The 15,050-nt window shown below is 70.7% G+C and carries 13 protein-coding genes; 9 read left to right on the plus strand and 4 right to left on the minus strand.

The window, feature by feature from the left end:
* Positions 1–139 precede the first annotated feature (139 nt).
* The 4 genes from JRI60_RS50590 (at position 140) to JRI60_RS50605 (ending at position 5,427) form a co-directional block, all read left to right on the plus strand.
* Positions 140–1,546 (plus strand): vWA domain-containing protein, encoded by a 1,407-nt coding sequence (locus JRI60_RS50590; protein ID WP_204223318.1) that lies wholly within the window; start codon positions 140–142, stop codon positions 1,544–1,546.
* A 13-nt stretch (positions 1,547–1,559) separates the two neighbouring features.
* The gene (locus JRI60_RS50595) at positions 1,560–2,654 is read left to right on the plus strand and encodes a hypothetical protein (RefSeq protein WP_204223319.1); all 1,095 of its coding nucleotides are present in this window, start codon (positions 1,560–1,562) and stop codon (positions 2,652–2,654) included.
* Between the two features lie 157 nt (positions 2,655–2,811).
* Positions 2,812–4,512 carry a lamin tail domain-containing protein gene (locus tag JRI60_RS50600; protein WP_204223320.1) on the plus strand — a complete coding sequence of 567 codons (1,701 nt, stop codon included), beginning with the start codon at positions 2,812–2,814 and terminating at the stop codon, positions 4,510–4,512.
* Between the two features lie 60 nt (positions 4,513–4,572).
* Positions 4,573–5,427: an alpha/beta fold hydrolase gene (locus tag JRI60_RS50605; RefSeq protein WP_204223321.1), complete on the plus strand. Its 855-nt coding sequence runs from the start codon at positions 4,573–4,575 to the stop codon at positions 5,425–5,427.
* Between the two features lie 9 nt (positions 5,428–5,436).
* Here the strand turns inward: JRI60_RS50605 and JRI60_RS50610 are convergent, their stop codons facing one another.
* The gene (locus JRI60_RS50610; RefSeq protein WP_204223322.1) at positions 5,437–5,796 is read right to left on the minus strand and encodes a hypothetical protein; all 360 of its coding nucleotides are present in this window, start codon (positions 5,794–5,796) and stop codon (positions 5,437–5,439) included.
* Between the two features lie 229 nt (positions 5,797–6,025).
* On the opposite strand from JRI60_RS50610, the gene JRI60_RS50615 reads away from it, so the two are divergent.
* From JRI60_RS50615 to JRI60_RS50630, 4 genes are all read left to right on the plus strand, one after another.
* Complete coding sequence (locus tag JRI60_RS50615; RefSeq protein WP_204223323.1) at positions 6,026–6,421, plus strand: BlaI/MecI/CopY family transcriptional regulator; 396 nt, start codon at positions 6,026–6,028, stop codon at positions 6,419–6,421.
* Complete coding sequence (locus tag JRI60_RS54905) at positions 6,418–8,481, plus strand: M56 family metallopeptidase (protein WP_204223324.1); 2,064 nt, start codon at positions 6,418–6,420, stop codon at positions 8,479–8,481. The genes JRI60_RS50615 and JRI60_RS54905 overlap by 4 nt, the downstream gene beginning before the upstream one ends.
* A 105-nt stretch (positions 8,482–8,586) precedes the next feature.
* Positions 8,587–9,378 (plus strand): 4-hydroxy-3-methylbut-2-enyl diphosphate reductase, encoded by a 792-nt coding sequence (locus tag JRI60_RS50625; protein WP_204223325.1) that lies wholly within the window; start codon positions 8,587–8,589, stop codon positions 9,376–9,378.
* Positions 9,379–9,406: 28 nt separating this feature from the next.
* Positions 9,407–11,974, plus strand: coding sequence for a DUF5916 domain-containing protein (locus JRI60_RS50630; RefSeq protein ID WP_204223326.1), 2,568 nt, complete (start codon positions 9,407–9,409; stop codon positions 11,972–11,974).
* Between the two features lie 19 nt (positions 11,975–11,993).
* Here JRI60_RS50630 and JRI60_RS50635 read toward each other — a convergent pair whose 3' ends face one another.
* Together JRI60_RS50635 and JRI60_RS50640 are read right to left on the minus strand one after the other, a co-directional pair.
* Positions 11,994–12,428, minus strand: a complete 435-nt coding sequence (locus tag JRI60_RS50635) for an organic hydroperoxide resistance protein (protein ID WP_204223327.1) — start codon at positions 12,426–12,428, stop codon at positions 11,994–11,996.
* A 142-nt stretch (positions 12,429–12,570) separates the two neighbouring features.
* Complete coding sequence (locus JRI60_RS50640) at positions 12,571–13,581, minus strand: LLM class flavin-dependent oxidoreductase (protein ID WP_204223328.1); 1,011 nt, start codon at positions 13,579–13,581, stop codon at positions 12,571–12,573.
* A 109-nt stretch (positions 13,582–13,690) separates the two neighbouring features.
* On the opposite strand from JRI60_RS50640, the gene JRI60_RS50645 reads away from it, so the two are divergent.
* The gene (locus JRI60_RS50645) at positions 13,691–14,212 is read left to right on the plus strand and encodes a MarR family winged helix-turn-helix transcriptional regulator (protein ID WP_343213382.1); all 522 of its coding nucleotides are present in this window, start codon (positions 13,691–13,693) and stop codon (positions 14,210–14,212) included.
* A 95-nt stretch (positions 14,213–14,307) separates the two neighbouring features.
* Here JRI60_RS50645 and JRI60_RS50650 read toward each other — a convergent pair whose 3' ends face one another.
* Positions 14,308–15,048 (minus strand): dienelactone hydrolase family protein, encoded by a 741-nt coding sequence (locus JRI60_RS50650; RefSeq protein WP_204223329.1) that lies wholly within the window; start codon positions 15,046–15,048, stop codon positions 14,308–14,310.
* Positions 15,049–15,050: the final 2 nt, after the last annotated feature.

Here is a 15,050-nt window from a genome sequence, read left to right on the forward strand (position 1 = left end):
GCCTCAATGGCAGACACCTGGCCGAGGGAATCGGGGGCATCGGTCGATTGCCGGACCCTCCTCCTCCTGACGGATGCGGCGGGCGCTTCACCTGGGACAGGCTGCGATCCCGTCCTCCCCCGCATTCCGAGGTCTCTCGATGAACCGGACAACGCTGCTGCTGGCCACCGCCGCACTGCTCGCCCTCGTGGCGGGGGTGGTGGGCCTGCCCCGCCAGAAGGACACGAGCCACACGGTGGCCCAGCCCGGCGAGGCGCCCACGGGCGTGGTGCTGCAACCCGTCGCGGCCAGGAACGGCGTGCTGACGCTGGAGGGCAAGCTGTCCGGCGCATACCTGATGGCCGGACCGAGCGAGGCCTATGCCGCCCTCACGGTGCGCGCGGACAAGGCCCGGAACGCGGAGACGCGGCAGCCGGTGAGCCTGGCGCTGGTCATCGACCGCTCGGGCTCCATGCGCGGGCAGAAGCTGGAAGACGCCCGGCGCGCGGCGCGCACGCTGGTGGAGCGCCTGGGCCTGGAGGACCGGCTGGCCCTGGTGCACTACGGCACGGACGTGAGCGTCTTCCCCAGCACCGCGGTGACGGAGGAGGCGCGCGCGAGGATGCTGGCCTTCGTGGACGCCATCGAGGACGAGGGCTCCACCAACATCAGCGGAGGCCTGGAGGCGGCGGCCCAGGAGCTGCGGGCGTACGCGAGGAGCTTCCGGGTGAGCCGCATCGTGCTGCTGAGCGACGGGCAGCCCACCGCGGGGCTCATGGAGGAGAGCGAGCTGCGGCGGCTGGCGAGCAACTTCCAGCGCGAGGGCATGACGGTGAGCGCCCTGGGCGTGGGCGAGGACTTCAACGAGCGGCTGATGCGGGGCATGGCCGAGGAGGGCGGCGGCTTCTACGGCTACATCCAGGACTCGGAGCAGCTGGCGGACATCTTCCGGCGCGAGCTGGAGCAGGCGGCGGGCACGGTGGCGCGCGGGGTGGAGCTGCGGCTGGAGCTGCCCGAGGGCGTCACGGACGCGGAGGCCATGGGCATGCCGTCACGGCGCGAGGGCCGCACCCTGGTGGTGCCGCTGTACGACCTGGCCGGCGGCCAGGACACGCGGGTGGTGGTGAAGCTGACACTCGCGCTGGACGCCACCGAGGCCCCCCGGGGCGTGCTGAGCACGCGGCTGAAGTACTGGGACGTGCTGGCCGAGCGCCAGACGGAAGTGGTCCTGAGCCTGACGGCGAAGGTGACGGAGGACGAGGCGCTGGTGCGGGCCAACCTGGACCAGGAGGTGCGGGTGCACGCGGTGCGGGCGCTCGGGGCCCGGGAAATGCAAGCGGCGGCCGAGCAGATGAAGCAGGGCAACCGGGAGAAGGCCCTGGGCATGCTGGACAACGCCCGGCGGCTCTTCGGCTCGTCGGCCGAGGCGCTGGCGGGGGAGGTTGCGGACGTGGACCGAACGAAGGCAGCCTACCTCAACGCCCAGGATGAAACCTCCGTGCGGCGTGAGGCGTTACAGCTTCATCGCAAGTCGCTGAAGACCTTCGGACAGAACAACGCCTACTGAAAGGCCCGTCGTCATGCCCCTGTCGGTGCAGCTCCAGGAACGCGAGGACTTCGAGGTACGCACGCTGCGAGCGCTGGGAGGAGGCGCGCTCGCGGGCGTGTGCGCGGTGGTGGCCTCGCGGCTGCGTGTGCCCGTGGACCTGGGCCTCCTCGCGGTGACGGGGGCGGCCCTCGCCAGCGCGCGGGTGGACTGGAAGGTGCGGGTGGGGATGCTGGTGGGCCTGCCCGTGCTCCTCGGCATCCCGGATGTGCTGAATCTCCCGACCCCCCTGGCCGAGTCCTGCATGGGCGCGCTGGCGGCCGGAGTGGTGGGCTGGCTGGGCACGAAGTGGCGGCCGAAGCCGTTGCAGGTGCTGGCCGGAGCGGTGGGCGCCGGGGCGCTGGTGCCCCTGGGATTCTTCGTGAAGCAGGTGATGGACGCGCGGCTGTTCGACGGCCGGCTGGGGGCGCTGGGCGCGGTGGTGGGCCTGGCGACGGTGGCGCTCTTCTGGAGCGTGGGGACGCTGGCGGCGCACGTGCAGGTGCACGGGGACGCGCTGGAGGCGCGGGGCACGGGGCTGGAGAAGCAGCTGTCCGGCGAGGCCCAGGAGCTGGTGGCTCGCGCGGTGGAGCTCTACCGCCAGTGCCAGAAGGAGGCGGGGCGGCTGACGGCGGGGCCGGGGAAGACGGAGCTGGTGGGCGTGCTGGAGAAGATGGCGCGCGAGGTCTTCTCCCTGGCGGAGACGCACGCGGGGCTCGAGGCGCAGCTCAAGGCGGTGCAGAAGGGCAGCGTGGACGCACAGGTGAAGGAGCTGCGGGCGAAGGCGGCCGCGGCGACGGACGCGGTGGCGCGGCGGCAGCTGGAGCTGGCGGCCTCGTCCCTGGGCGAGGAGCTCAACAACCTGGAGGTGCTGGGGCGCAAGCGCGAGCGTCTGCTGGCGCAGCTGCACGCACAGGTGGCGCTGCTGGAGCGGGCGCGGGTGTCGCTGGTGGGCGTCCAGGGCGGTGACCTGGGCTCGAAGGGCGCGCAGGCCGCGCAGCTCGCGCGCAAGCTGGCCGCGCTGGGCGAGGACGGCTCGGGCGAATCCGCCCCGGCCCCGGTGCCCGAGTCCACCAAGGTGCTGGGCTGATCCGGGAATTGAAGCCCCAGCGGACTTAATAAGTCGTAACACAACGGATTGGATCTTCTTCCGGTAATCTCGGAAAGCGAGACGGGTCCCCACAACCCGCTCTCGCCGTCCCACCCCCCCTCACTCCAAGTCCTGGAGAAGGATCCGACCCGTGCGCATGACAGAACCCTCCCCGAGGTACACCCTCCTCGGTCGCCTCCTGGCGGCCGTGCTCTCCCTCACCCTGGCGGCCTGCGGTGGCGTGCCGCAGGACGGGGCGGGCGATGACATCACCAGCACCCAGGAAGCGCCGCTGGCCAGCGTCCGGCTGCGGCTGATGGCGGCCAACATCACCAGCGGCAACCTGCAGAGCTACGACCCGGGCGAGGGCATCCGCATCTTCCAGGGCACGAAGCCAGACGTGGTGATGATCCAGGAGTTCAACTACGGGGACAACTCGGCCAGCGCCATCCGCGGCTTCGTCAACACCGCGTTCGGCTCGAGCTTCTCCTACTACCGCGAGGCCGGCGCGCAGATTCCCAACGGCATCATCAGCCGCTACCCCATCATCGCCTCGGGCGAGTGGGACGACACGCAGGTCACCAACCGCGACTTCGCCTGGGCGCGCATCGACGTGCCGGGGCCCAAGGACCTCTGGGTGGTGAGCGTGCACCTGCTCACCGCGGATGCCACCACGCGCAACACCGAGGCGAGCAACCTCGTCAACTTCATCAAGTCCAACATCCCCACGGGCGACTACCTGGCCATCGGCGGTGACCTCAACACCGACAGCCGCTCCGAGTCCTGCTTCACCACCTTCGCCCAGGTGGTGACGACGAGCAGCCCGTACCCGGCGGATCGCAACGGCAACACCAACACCAACGCGGCCCGCGCCAAGCCGTATGACCACGTGCTCGTGGACTCCGACCTGCGCGCCTACCAGACGTCCACCGTCATCGGCTCCAGCTCGTTCAGCGCGGGCCTGGTGGCGGACACGCGCGTGTACTCGCCCCTGGCGGACATCTCCCCGGCGCAGAGCGCGGACAGCGGCGCCACCAACATGCAGCACATGGGCGTCATCAAGGACTTCCTCATCCCCAGTGACACCACCACCACGGGCGTCACCGTCACCTCGCCCAACGGCGGCGAGAGCTGGGTGGTCGGCAGCAGCCACGCCATCACCTGGACGGCCTCGGGCGTGACGAACGTGAAGGTGGAGTACACGCTCAACGGCTCCACCTGGACCGTCCTCACCTCCAGCACCTCGGCCTCCACGGGCAGCTACACCTGGACGGTGCCGAGCACCGCCACCACCACCGCCCGGGTGCGCGTGAGCGATGCCTCCAACTCCGCCATCACCGACACGAGCAACGCCGCCTTCACCCTCACCACGTCCACCGGCGGCGGCTCCGCGGTGGTGTTCATCAACGAGGTGCTCGCCAACGAGGCGGGCTCGGACGTGAACGGCGAATTCGTCGAGCTCGTCAACTCGGGCGGCGCGGCGGCGGACCTCTCCGGCTGGACCGTCTCCGACAGCACAGGCGTGAAACACACCTTCGCGAGCGGCACCACGCTGGCGGCGGGCGCCGCCATCGTCGTGTTCGGCGGCTCCTCGGGGATTCCCTCGGGCCTGACCAACGCGGTGGCCGCCACCACGGGCACCCTCGCCCTGGGCAACAGCGGCGACACCGTGACGGTGAAGAACGCGTCGGGCACGACGGTGAACACCACCACCTATACCTCGTCGCTCGCGGGCACCGACGGCGTGTCGATGAACCGCAGCCCGGATGGCTCCAGCAGTGGCTCCTTCGTGCTGCACACCACCCTGTCGAGCGCGTCGACCTCACCCGGCAAGCGCGTGAGCGGCTCCGCCTTCTGACCCGAAGGTCCCGCGTCGGACCCCCTCGTTATGGTGGCGCCCCCTTTTACGAGGAGCGCCATGTCACGCTGGATACTCGGATTGTTCGTTCTCACCTGGCTCGGCTGTGCCACCACGCGCACGGCCGCGCCGGGGAGTCAGGAGCCGACCACCACCATCGAAGGAGGCGCGGGACAGCTCCGCGTCTCCGACGGCGGCAGCGGCGGCATCCCCGTGGTCTTCGTCCATGGCCTCGGCTCCAACCTCGAGGCCTGGAGCGCGCAGCTCGACCACGTCCGGGCCTCGCGCCGCGCCGTGGCGTATGACCAGCGCGGCCACGGCGGCTCGCAGCCCGCGCGGGATGGCGTCTACACCATCGAGGCCCTCGCGGAGGACCTCGACCAGGTGGTGCGCACCCTGGGCATCGAGCGCTTCGTGCTGGTAGGCCACAGCATGGCCGGCGAGGTCATCACCGCCTACGCCGAGCGCCACCCGGAGAAGCTGGCCGGGCTCGTCTACGTGGACGCCGTGGGCGATGTCAGCCAAGCGCCTCCGGAGGTGAAGGCCTGGTTCACCCAGCCGCAGCCCGACTATGGACCCCAGCAGGCCCAGGCCGAGTTCCAGGAGATGCTCGGCCCCAACGCGAAGCCGAAGACGCGCGAGCAGGTGCTGGCCTCGGTGGCTCGAGTCGAGCCCGCCACCATCCTCGCCATCCGCCGCGCCATGGGCGCCTACGCGCCGGGCCCCGGGCTGGCCCGCTACACCGGGCCGCGCGTCGCCATCGACGCCGAGGGGCCGCACGTCCCCTTCATGGCCGCGCACAGCATCCCCGAGGTCACCCGCGTCACCCTGCCCAACGTCTCGCACTGGCTGATGATGGACGACCCCGAGGGCTTCAACCGCGCCCTCGACCCGGTGCTGGACCGGGCGCGCTGAACCGGGCGCCTACTTCGCGTGCTTCGACGACCGGCTCGTCCTCGCGCTCTTCTCATGGGGCTCGGGCGGCTTGAGCGCGCGCAGCCGGGCCCTGGCCGTCAGCTGGGAGAGGAGCGTGCTGGCCTCGCTCTCCTCTTCCGCCAGCCGCTGGTCGATGCGCTTCTCGATGTCCTCGCGCATCCTCCGGCCCTCGGCGAGCGCGGCGTCGATGCGGTCCCGCACCTCGCCGATGAACTCCTCCGAGGCGGCGCGGCGATACGGCGCCGTATCCCGGCGCACCGCGAGCCGACCCGCCGTGCCGCCCTTCGCCGCCCGGCGCCGCCTCACCACCGTGCGCTTGCCCGTTCCAGTCTTGCGCTTGTCCGCCATCCCAGCCTCCCGCTGCACATTCCGATCTCCCCGGAAGGTGGAGCGTGCGCCCTCGGCCCGGAAGTCCCCTTCCAGGGCAGTCCCCCTGCGGCCGAGCAGACAGTCGGACCACTTCCTGCCCGTCCTCTCTCCCCTCCACCCGACACCCGCTCCATCTACGAAGACCTTCGTTGACATCTACGAATCCCTTCGTATACCTTCTGGGAGAAGCTGACGGGAGGGAAGCGCGATGAGCGAGACGAAGCTGCCGCGTCCAACGGACGCGGAGCTGGGCATCCTGCAAGTGCTGTGGGAGCGAGGCCCGAGTACGGTGCGTGAAGTGCACGAGGCCCTCAACAAGGGCGCGGAGGGCACCGGCTACACCACGGTGCTCAAGCTGATGCAGATCATGACGGAAAAGGGACTGGTGGAGCGCGACGAGTCCCAGCGGGCCCACGTCTACAGGACGAGGGTGACGCAACAGAAGACGCAACGGCAGCTGGTGACGGACCTGCTGGACAGGGCCTTCGGTGGCTCGCCGGCGCAGCTGGCGATGCAGGCGCTGTCGACGAAGAAGGCCTCGGCGGAAGAGCTGGCCGAGCTGCGCAAGCTGCTGGACACCCTCGAAGGGGAGGAGGAGTCATGAGCGGAGCCGTGTCGCAGTCCCTGGGCTGGGCGTTGCTGCACCTGGTGTGGCAGGGCGCGCTGGTGGCGGCGGCGCTGGCGGTGGCGCTGCGCGTGCTCGACCGGCGCGCGGCCTCCCTGCGCTACCTGCTGGCGTGTGGCGCGCTGGCGCTGATGCTCGTGCTGCCCGCCCTCACCGGCTGGTACCACTACGCCTCGTACCAGGAGACGGAGTCGCTCCCGGCGGCTCCCGCTCCGGTGCCGGCCGCCACGGTGAGGGTGGACCCCGCCCCCATGGTGACACATGCGGTGGTGCCCACCCCGGAAGCCGCGCGAGCCACCGAGCCTTCCCCCGTGCTGGAGCGGGTGCTGGCGCCGCTGGGCGAGCACATGCACTGGCTGGTGCTGGCCTGGAGCCTGGGCGTGGCGGTGTCGTCGCTGCGGCTCCTGTCCGGATGGCTGAAGCTGCGCCGGCTGGTACGGGAGGCGGAGCCCGCGCCCGCCGAGTGGCAGGAGACGCTGGAGCGGCTGGCTCGGCGGCTGGACATGACGCGCCCGGTGCGGCTGCTGCGCTCGGCGGCGCTGGACGTGCCCGCGGCGGTGGGCTGGCTGCGGCCGGTGGTGCTGCTGCCCGTGTCGGCGCTCACCGGGCTGTCGGCGCGCCAGCTGGAGATGGTGCTGGCGCACGAGCTGGCCCACATCCGCCGCTACGACTACGCGGTGAACCTGGTGCAGACGCTGGTGGAGACGCTCTTCTTCTACCACCCGGCGGTGGCGTGGATGTCGCGCGTCATCCGCGTCGAGCGCGAGCACTGCTGTGACGACATCGCCGTGGGCACCAGCGGCAACGCGGTCTCGTACGCCCGGGCCCTCACCGCGCTGGAGTCCCTGCGGGTGATGCCGCTCCAGGCAGCGAGCCCGGCGATGTCCGCCCTGGGCGGCTCGCTCACGGAGCGTGTCCGCCGGCTGGTGGTGGCGCCCGCGGCGCGCTGCTCCTCGCGGTGGGTGGCGGGCGCCTCGGTCCTCACGCTGATGAGCGGCGTGGCGGTGGCGGCCCCCCTGGCGGCCCTCATCCTCCCCGAGCATCCCTCGGCGGTGTCCGAGGCCCCCGCGGCCCCCGTGCCCGCGAGCGCTCCGCTCCCGAGCCTCGGCGTGGTGCCTCCGCTTCCGGCCCTCTCGGCCCCGGGTGCCTCGGCGCTCGCGTCGATCGTGACGCCGATCGTGGGGGGCGTGGTCGAGGCCGTCCTCGCACAGGCCCCCGTGCCCCCCGCCCCCGTGCCCGTGCCGAAGCCCGCGCCCGCCGCCAAACCGGCTCCGGGCCTCCGGGGCGGAGACGTGGACGTCGATGTGGACGTGCCGGACGTGGACGAGGACACCACCCGCGTGGATGAAAGGCTCTCGGTGGACCAGCTCATCGGGCTCAAGGTGGCCGGAATCACGCCGGAGCGCGTGAAGGAGCTGGAGTCGCTCGGCTACGAGCCCACGGTGGGCAACCTGGTGCAGTTCGGCCACGCCCACGTGACGCCCGAGTACGTGAAGGAGATGACGGGCGCGCTGGGCCGCAAGCCCTCCGCCGAGGAGCTGGTGGAGATGAAGCACCTCGGGGTGTCGCCGGAGCGCGTGAAGGCACTCGAGGCGGCCGGGTACGGCAAGCTCTCGGGAGACGAGCTGACGCAGGCGGCGGCACTCGGAGTGGACGCGGGCTTCATCAACGAGCTGAAGGCCGCTGGCTACGACAAGCTGCCCTTCGATGACCTCGTCCAGCTGCGCGCCCTGGGAGTGAAGGGCCCGTACGTGCAGGCGCTGAAGGACGAGGGCTACGACAAGCTCCCGGTGGAGGACCTGGTGCAGTTCAAGGCGCTCGGCGTCAGCCCGGAGTACCTCCGCTCGCTGCGCGAGTCGGGGCTGGACAAGCTGCCCGCGGATGACGTGGTGCAGCTGCGCGCCCTGGGCGTGAGCGCGGACTTCATCCGCAAGCTGCGCGACGAGGGGCTGGAGAAGCTCTCCGTCGACGAGCTGGTCCGCCTGCGCGCCAGCGGTGTGGACGCGGACTTCATCCGCGAGCTGCGCAAGAAGAAGTAACCCGCAGTCCCCCTCCCCTCACCTCCCACGGGCCCACGGCCGCGCTCCCCGCGCGTGCCGCTGGGCCCCCTCTTGCCCGAAGTGTCCCCAGAAGGAGCCCGAACCATGCGAACCACCCGAACGCCGTACCTCCTCGCCGCCACCGTCCTGCTGTGGAGCGTCTCCGTGCTGGCCGCGCCGCTCTCCAGCACGTGGACGGGCAAGGTGCTCGATGCCGACCGCCTGAACCTCAACCTCCGCTTCGAGGAACGCGGACAGATGGGCTTCACCGTTCCGCGCTCCGCCCTCCAGGGGCTGAGCACGGCGGATGGCGACACGAAGTTCCAGCTCGTGCGCGAGGCGGGCACCGTGAGCTTCGAGGGCCGCTTCTCCAACGACGAGGGCGCGGGCCACTACCGCTTCGAGCCGAACGCCACCTACCCCCAGGAGATGGCGAAGCTCGGCTACACGAACCTCTCCCCGAACGAGCAGTTCCAGCTCGCCATCTTCGACGTGGGGCCCGCGCGGGTGAAGGCGCTGGCGGAGCTCGGCTACGCGAAGATGTCGCACGAGCAGCTCCTCCAGGTGGCCATCTTCCAGGTGACGCCCGAGCACATCCGCGCGATGAAGGCGGCCGGCTACGACAAGCTCTCCCTGGACGAGCTCGTCCAGTCGCGCATCCACGGCGTGACGCCCGAGCACATCCGCGAGCTCGCCGCGCTGGGCTTCCAGAAGCTGGATTTCGACGACCTGGTGGCGACGCGCATCCACCGCGTCACGCCCCAGTACATCCGGGAAATGCGGGAAGCGGGGTACCCGGATGTCACGCTCGAGCAGCTCGTGCAGATGCGTATCCATGCAATCGACGCGGACTACGTCCGTTCCCTCTCGCGGAATAAGAACGGACGCCAGAAGTAGAGATGCCCGCGAGGGGGAGACCTTTCACATGCTGCGCGAGTGGGCATTGACCGCGGGAGTGTTGTGGGCGGGGGTGGGAGCGGCGGCCGTCGAGGGACCGGGCCGAGACCAGTTCCTCCGGGCGGCGCGGGCGAGCGGCCCGGTGGCGGTGGACGGCAGGGTGGATGAGGAGACGTGGGCGAAGGCTCCGGTGTTCGACGCCTTCGTGCAGCGCTTCCCGGAGGCGGGCAAGGCCCCCAGCGAGCGCACCGAGCTGCGCGTCCTCTACGATGACCGGAACGTCTACTTCGCCATCACCTGCCACGACTCGCAGCCGGCGCTCATCAACCGCAACCTGGGGCGGCGTGACAGCGACCTGTACTCGGACCGGGTGCGGGTGCTGCTGGACACGACGCACGACCACCGCACCGCCTACGTCTTCACGGTGAACGCGGGCGGCGTGCAGACGGACGGGCTGCACTACGACGACCAGAACTACACCTCGGACTGGGACGGGGTGTGGGACGCGGCGGCGGGGAGCTTCGAGGGGGGCTGGGTGGCCGAGCTGGCCATTCCCCTGTCGCTGCTGCGCTTCCCCGAGGCGCCGCTGCAGACGTGGGGCTTCTCGGTGCGCCGGGACATCGCCCGCCGCAACGAGGAGCTGGAGACGGTGCTCAACCCGCGCACCAGCGGCGCCATCGTCTCGCGCCTGGGGCACCTGACGGGGATGGAGCAGCTCAGGCCGCAGCGGGCGGTGGAGCTGGTGCCATACCTGGCGGCGCGCACGGTGGCCCGGCCGCAGTTCTCGGACGCGGCGAGGCCCTGGCCCCGGCTGGTGGACCCGTCGCTGGACGTGGGATTGGACCTGAGGGCGGCCCTCACGAGCAACCTGGCGCTGACGGCCACGCTCAACCCGGACTTCGGCCAGGTGGAGGCGGACCAGCTCATCCTCAACCTGTCCAGCTTCGAGGCCTTCTTCCCGGAGAAGCGCACCTTCTTCACGCAGGGGATGGAGCTCTTCAACCAGGTGGGCGGAGAGGGGATGCCGCAGACGCTCTTCTATTCGAGGCGCATCGGCCTGCACACGCCCATCCTCGGGGCGGCGAAGCTGACGGGCACGGTGGCCCCGGGCGTGGAGGTGGGCGTGCTGGACGCGGTCGTCACCGGGCCGTGGCTGCGGGACGTGGACGAGGAGCGGCCGGACCGGAGCATGGGCCTGCACCTGACGCGTCCGCTGCACCTGGGCCCCAACAACGCGCTGCCCACCGACCCGATGGTGCCCATGAACTACCTGGCGGCGGTGGTGCGCGGGAAGGTGGGCACGAGCTCGCGCGTGGGCGGCATGGTGACGATGGCCACGCCCCTCACCGGCGGCTGCACGGCCGAGGACGCGGCGCTCGACGAGGAGCTGCAACCGATGCCGTGCCTGGCACGCGGCGGCAACGCGGCGGCGGTGGACTTCGACCTGCGGACGGCGGACGGGCAGTACGGGCTGATGGGACAGCTGGAGGCCTCGCAGGGGGTGGGCGGCCCGCCCGAGCGCACGCTGCGCGATGGCACCGTGCTGCGCCGGGGGGACACGGGTTTTGGAGGCTACGTGCGCGCGGGGAAGTACGGCGGCGAGGGCTTCCGCTGGGACGTAGGCGATGACTTCACCACGCCCCGGCTGGAGCTCAACCCGAGCGGCTTCCTGCGCACCCAGAACCAGCACGCCCCGCGCGCCGCGCTGCACTACGAGCGCCCCAATGGCATGGGGCCGCTGAAGTCCTTCTCCGCCAACCTCTCCGGGGGCACGCAGTGGACGACGGACGGCCGGGGCCTCAACCGTGGAAGCTGGGTGAACTTCAACACGGGCGCGCAGCTGCCGAGCTTCGACTACTTCGGGCTGGAGGCGGGCGTGAACTTCGGCAGCTGGGACGTGCGCGAGCTGAAGAGCTCGGGCGTGCCGCTGGAGGGGGCGAGCGATGCCTTCCTGGTCCTCATCGCGGAGAGCAACGAGAACCGGAAGGTGTCCGGGGGAGGCTTCGTGGCGGCGGCCTACCACCTCCAGGCGGGCCCGGTGGCGCCCGCGTGGGGCTGGCAGGCGGACCTGTACGGGACGGTGCGGCCGCACCCGGCGCTGGAGACGCGCCTGGAGCTCCTCCTGGACCGCACCCCCACGGCACCGCGCTTCATCGAGGACCTGGGAGACAACCACTTCATCCTGAGCCCGCTGCTCTCGGACACGCTGTCGCTGACGCTGCGCCAGCAGTGGGTGGTGACCCCGAGGCTGACGCTTCAGGCATACGCGCAGCTCTTCACCACGTATGGCGCGTATGGCACCTACTACGAGGGCGTCTCTGACGCGTCGCACACGCCCATCCGCTTCTCCAGCCTGAGGCCGGTGGAGCGGGAGAACACGGACGACTTCCACGACGTGGGGCTCAACCTGAACGTGGTGCTGCGCTGGGAGTACCGGCTGGGCTCGACGCTGTACGTGGTGTACACGCGCGGCCAGCAGCGCCTCCCGGTGGCGGACGGGGCGCGCCCGCCCCACACGCTGATGCCACACGGGCTGCTGGCGGGAGCGGCCAACGACGCGCTGCTGGTGAAGTGGGCCTGGTACTGGGGCGCATGAGGCGCGCCGGGCCTCTGTCTCAGGCCAGGCGCAGGTCCACGACGATGTTGCCGCGCGTGGCGTTGGAATAGGGGCACACCTCGTGGGCGGCGCGCAGCAGCGCCTCCGCCTGCTCGCGCGGCAGCTCGGGGATGGACGCGATGAGTTCCACGGCCAGCCCGAAGCCCTTGCCCACGGGCCCGATGCCGACGTTGGCCGTGATGGAGACCGGCCCCGTGGCGATCTTCTGGGTGCGGGCCACCAGCGCCAGCGCGCTTCCGAAGCACGCGGCGTAACCGCCCGCGAAGAGCTGCTCCGGGTTGGTGCCGGGGGCGCCATTGCCGCCGAGCGCGCGCGGGGGCACGAGGGCGACATCGAGGTTGCCGTCATCACTCTTCACGCGGCCCTCACGACCCGCGGTGGCGGTGGCGGTGGCGGTGTAGAGGCGCTTCTCGAGAACGGTGGGAGTGCTCATCTGGATTCTCCTTGAGTGTGTCGGCGTCAGTGGCCGCGGGAGTTATGTAGCCCCCAATTAAATTGTGCGCAATACAATCCGCGTGACGCGGTCGATGGAGCGAAGGGCCACCCGCTGGCCGCGGCTCCACCGACGAGGTGCTTCAGCTCGCGCGGGCGAGCGCGTCCCGGGCCTGCGCCGTGATTTCGAACGAACGCAGGCGGGCGGCATGGTCGAACATCTGGGACGTCACCATGAGCTCATCGGCACCGGTGCGGGCGATGAAGTCCGCCAGCCCCCGCCGGACGGTCTCGGGCGAGCCGACGACCGAGCAGGACAGCGCCTGCTCGAGGTTCGCGCGCTCCATGGGGGTCAGCTGGTTCTCGAAGCCCGGGACGGGGGGCCGCAGGGGACCCGGCTGGCCGCGGCGCAGGTTGACGAAGGCCTGCAGCAGGGAGGTCATCAGCCGGTGGGCTTCCTCGTCGGTGTCGGCCGCGAAGACGTTGAGGCCCAGCATGACGTGGGGCCGCGCGAGGTGCTCCGAGGGACGGAACCGGGCGCGGTAGATTTCGATGGCCTCCATCATCTGGCCCGGGGCGAAGTGCGAGGCGAAGGCGTAGGGAAGGCCCAGGGCGGCGGCGAGCTGCGCGCCGAAGAGGCTGGAGCCGAGGATCCAGACCGGCACCTTCAGGCCGGCACCGGGGACGGCCCGTACCCGCTGGCCAGGCTCGGCGGGGCGGAAGTAGCCCATGAGCTCGACGACATCCTGGGGGAAGGAGTCGACGTCACCGGTCAGACTGCGCCTGAGCGCATACGCGGTGACCTGGTCGGTGCCCGGAGCGCGCCCCAGCCCCAGCTCGATGCGCCCCGGATAGAGCGCCGCCAACGTGCCGAACTGCTCGGCGATCACCAGCGGCGCGTGATTGGGCAGCATGATGCCGCCCGCGCCGACGTGAATCGTCGACGTGCCACCGGCCACGTAGCCAATCACGACCGAGGTCGCGGCACTGGCCACACCGGGCATGTTGTGGTGCTCGGCGAGCCAGAAGCGCTGATAGCCCCACCGCTCGACATGGCGGGCGAGGTCGAGCGTGTTGCGCAGGGCCTGGGAGGCGTCGCCCCCTTCGACGATGGGCGAGAGGTCGAGAACGGAAAAGGGAATCTTCACCGGCATGGGGAGCTCTCTCGTGAGCAGACCAGGGGAGCGGAAAGAAGGACGTGGGATTCCATTGCGCGCCATATAACGGTGCACTAGGTGAAGTGCATCAGGGCCGAGGGACGGCATGGCGGAAAAGAAGAAGAGCGGGACTGTGGCAGTGGCGCGTGAGGCGGGCACGGCGCGCGGAGGAGAGATGGAGGAACTGCTCCGGCTCGAGAATCAGCTCTGCTTCGCGCTCTACTCGGCCAGCAATCTGCTCACGCGTCTCTACCGGCCGTTGCTCGAGCCGCTGGGCATCACCTATCCGCAGTACCTGGCGCTGCTGGCGCTCTGGGAGCACGCGCCGCGCACGGTGGGGGAGTTGGGACAGGCACTGGGGCTCGACTCCGGCACGCTCACACCCCTGCTCAAGCGGATGGAGGCCAACGGGCTCGTGGTCCGCAAACGGGCCGCGGAGGATGAACGGCGGGTGCAGGTCGAGCTCACCCCCGCCGGTCAGCAACTGCGCGCGCGTGCGGTGTCCATTCCCGTGGAGATGTTCTGCAAGCTCCAGCTCTCACCGGACGAGGCCGCGGAGCTGAGGGACTCGCTCAAGCGGCTCACGCGAGGCATGCGCGAGATGGACGCGGAGGGCGAGCCCTCCTGAGCGGACGAATCGTGTTGCGCATGCTCCCTCTCCCTCTGGGAGAGGGGACATCCACGGGCCCCAGGACCGCACCCAAGGACTTCACGGACACTCCACTACGCGAGGACCTCCTCCAGGAAGGTCCGCATCGCGGCCCAGGAGCGCCGGTCGGCTTCGGGGTGATGAACGATGCCGCGCTCGGGCATGTTCGCGCCCACGAAGGTGAAGGCATGCTGGGCGTGACCGTAGGCATGCAGCTCCCAGGGAGCCTTCGCCTCGGTCAGCTCGCGGGCGAGCGCCACCACGTCGGCCGGAGGAGCCAGCGGATCCGACCAACCATGGAGCAGGAGCACCCGGGTGGTGATGGGCCCCTGGGCCCCGAGGTTCGGCGGCTGGAACACGCCATGGATGCTCACGACGCCGCGAAGGTCCGGCGGAGCGGCGCGCGCCAGATCAAGAACACAGAGCCCGCCGAAGCAATAACCAATCGCCGCGATCCTATCGGCGTCGACCGCCGGATGCCGCCGGGCCGCGGCGAGCCCCGCCAGCAGGCGCCGGCGCAACAGGGCCCGGTTCCCCATGAGGGGGCCCATCAGATGGGAGTTGTCACCGGTCTCGGAACCCCGGATGCCCTTGCCGTAGACGTCGAGGGCGAAGACGACATAGCCGAGCCTGGCCACCTTCTCGGCCATGGCGCGCATGGACCCATTCAGTCCGCTCCACTCATGGGCGAGCAGGACGCACGGACGCGGGGTGCCCACGTCGGGCGGGTGGGCGACATAGGCCTCGAACACGGAATCGCCCTCGGAGTAGTCGAGGAACCCGGTGTGCAACTTCGCGGACGGCTCGATCGGCATGG

It is taken from the genome of Archangium violaceum (assembly GCF_016887565.1).
Taxonomy (GTDB): Bacteria; Myxococcota; Myxococcia; order Myxococcales; family Myxococcaceae; genus Archangium; species Archangium violaceum_B.

What these genes read in the sequence shown, in the direction of transcription:
- JRI60_RS50590 (WP_204223318.1), top strand. Translation starts at nt 140, where the DNA reads ATGAACCGGACAACGCTGCTGCTGGCCACCGCCGCACTGCTCGCCCTC.
- JRI60_RS50595 (WP_204223319.1), top strand. Translation starts at nt 1,560, where the DNA reads ATGCCCCTGTCGGTGCAGCTCCAGGAACGCGAGGACTTCGAGGTACGC.
- JRI60_RS50600 (WP_204223320.1), top strand. Translation starts at nt 2,812, where the DNA reads ATGACAGAACCCTCCCCGAGGTACACCCTCCTCGGTCGCCTCCTGGCG.
- JRI60_RS50605 (WP_204223321.1), top strand. Translation starts at nt 4,573, where the DNA reads ATGTCACGCTGGATACTCGGATTGTTCGTTCTCACCTGGCTCGGCTGT.
- JRI60_RS50610 (WP_204223322.1), bottom strand. Translation starts at nt 5,796, where the DNA reads ATGGCGGACAAGCGCAAGACTGGAACGGGCAAGCGCACGGTGGTGAGG.
- JRI60_RS50615 (WP_204223323.1), top strand. Translation starts at nt 6,026, where the DNA reads ATGAGCGAGACGAAGCTGCCGCGTCCAACGGACGCGGAGCTGGGCATC.
- JRI60_RS54905 (WP_204223324.1), top strand. Translation starts at nt 6,418, where the DNA reads ATGAGCGGAGCCGTGTCGCAGTCCCTGGGCTGGGCGTTGCTGCACCTG.
- JRI60_RS50625 (WP_204223325.1), top strand. Translation starts at nt 8,587, where the DNA reads ATGCGAACCACCCGAACGCCGTACCTCCTCGCCGCCACCGTCCTGCTG.
- JRI60_RS50630 (WP_204223326.1), top strand. Translation starts at nt 9,407, where the DNA reads ATGCTGCGCGAGTGGGCATTGACCGCGGGAGTGTTGTGGGCGGGGGTG.
- JRI60_RS50635 (WP_204223327.1), bottom strand. Translation starts at nt 12,428, where the DNA reads ATGAGCACTCCCACCGTTCTCGAGAAGCGCCTCTACACCGCCACCGCC.
- JRI60_RS50640 (WP_204223328.1), bottom strand. Translation starts at nt 13,581, where the DNA reads ATGCCGGTGAAGATTCCCTTTTCCGTTCTCGACCTCTCGCCCATCGTC.
- JRI60_RS50645 (WP_343213382.1), top strand. Translation starts at nt 13,691, where the DNA reads ATGGCGGAAAAGAAGAAGAGCGGGACTGTGGCAGTGGCGCGTGAGGCG.
- JRI60_RS50650 (WP_204223329.1), bottom strand. Translation starts at nt 15,048, where the DNA reads ATGCCGATCGAGCCGTCCGCGAAGTTGCACACCGGGTTCCTCGACTAC.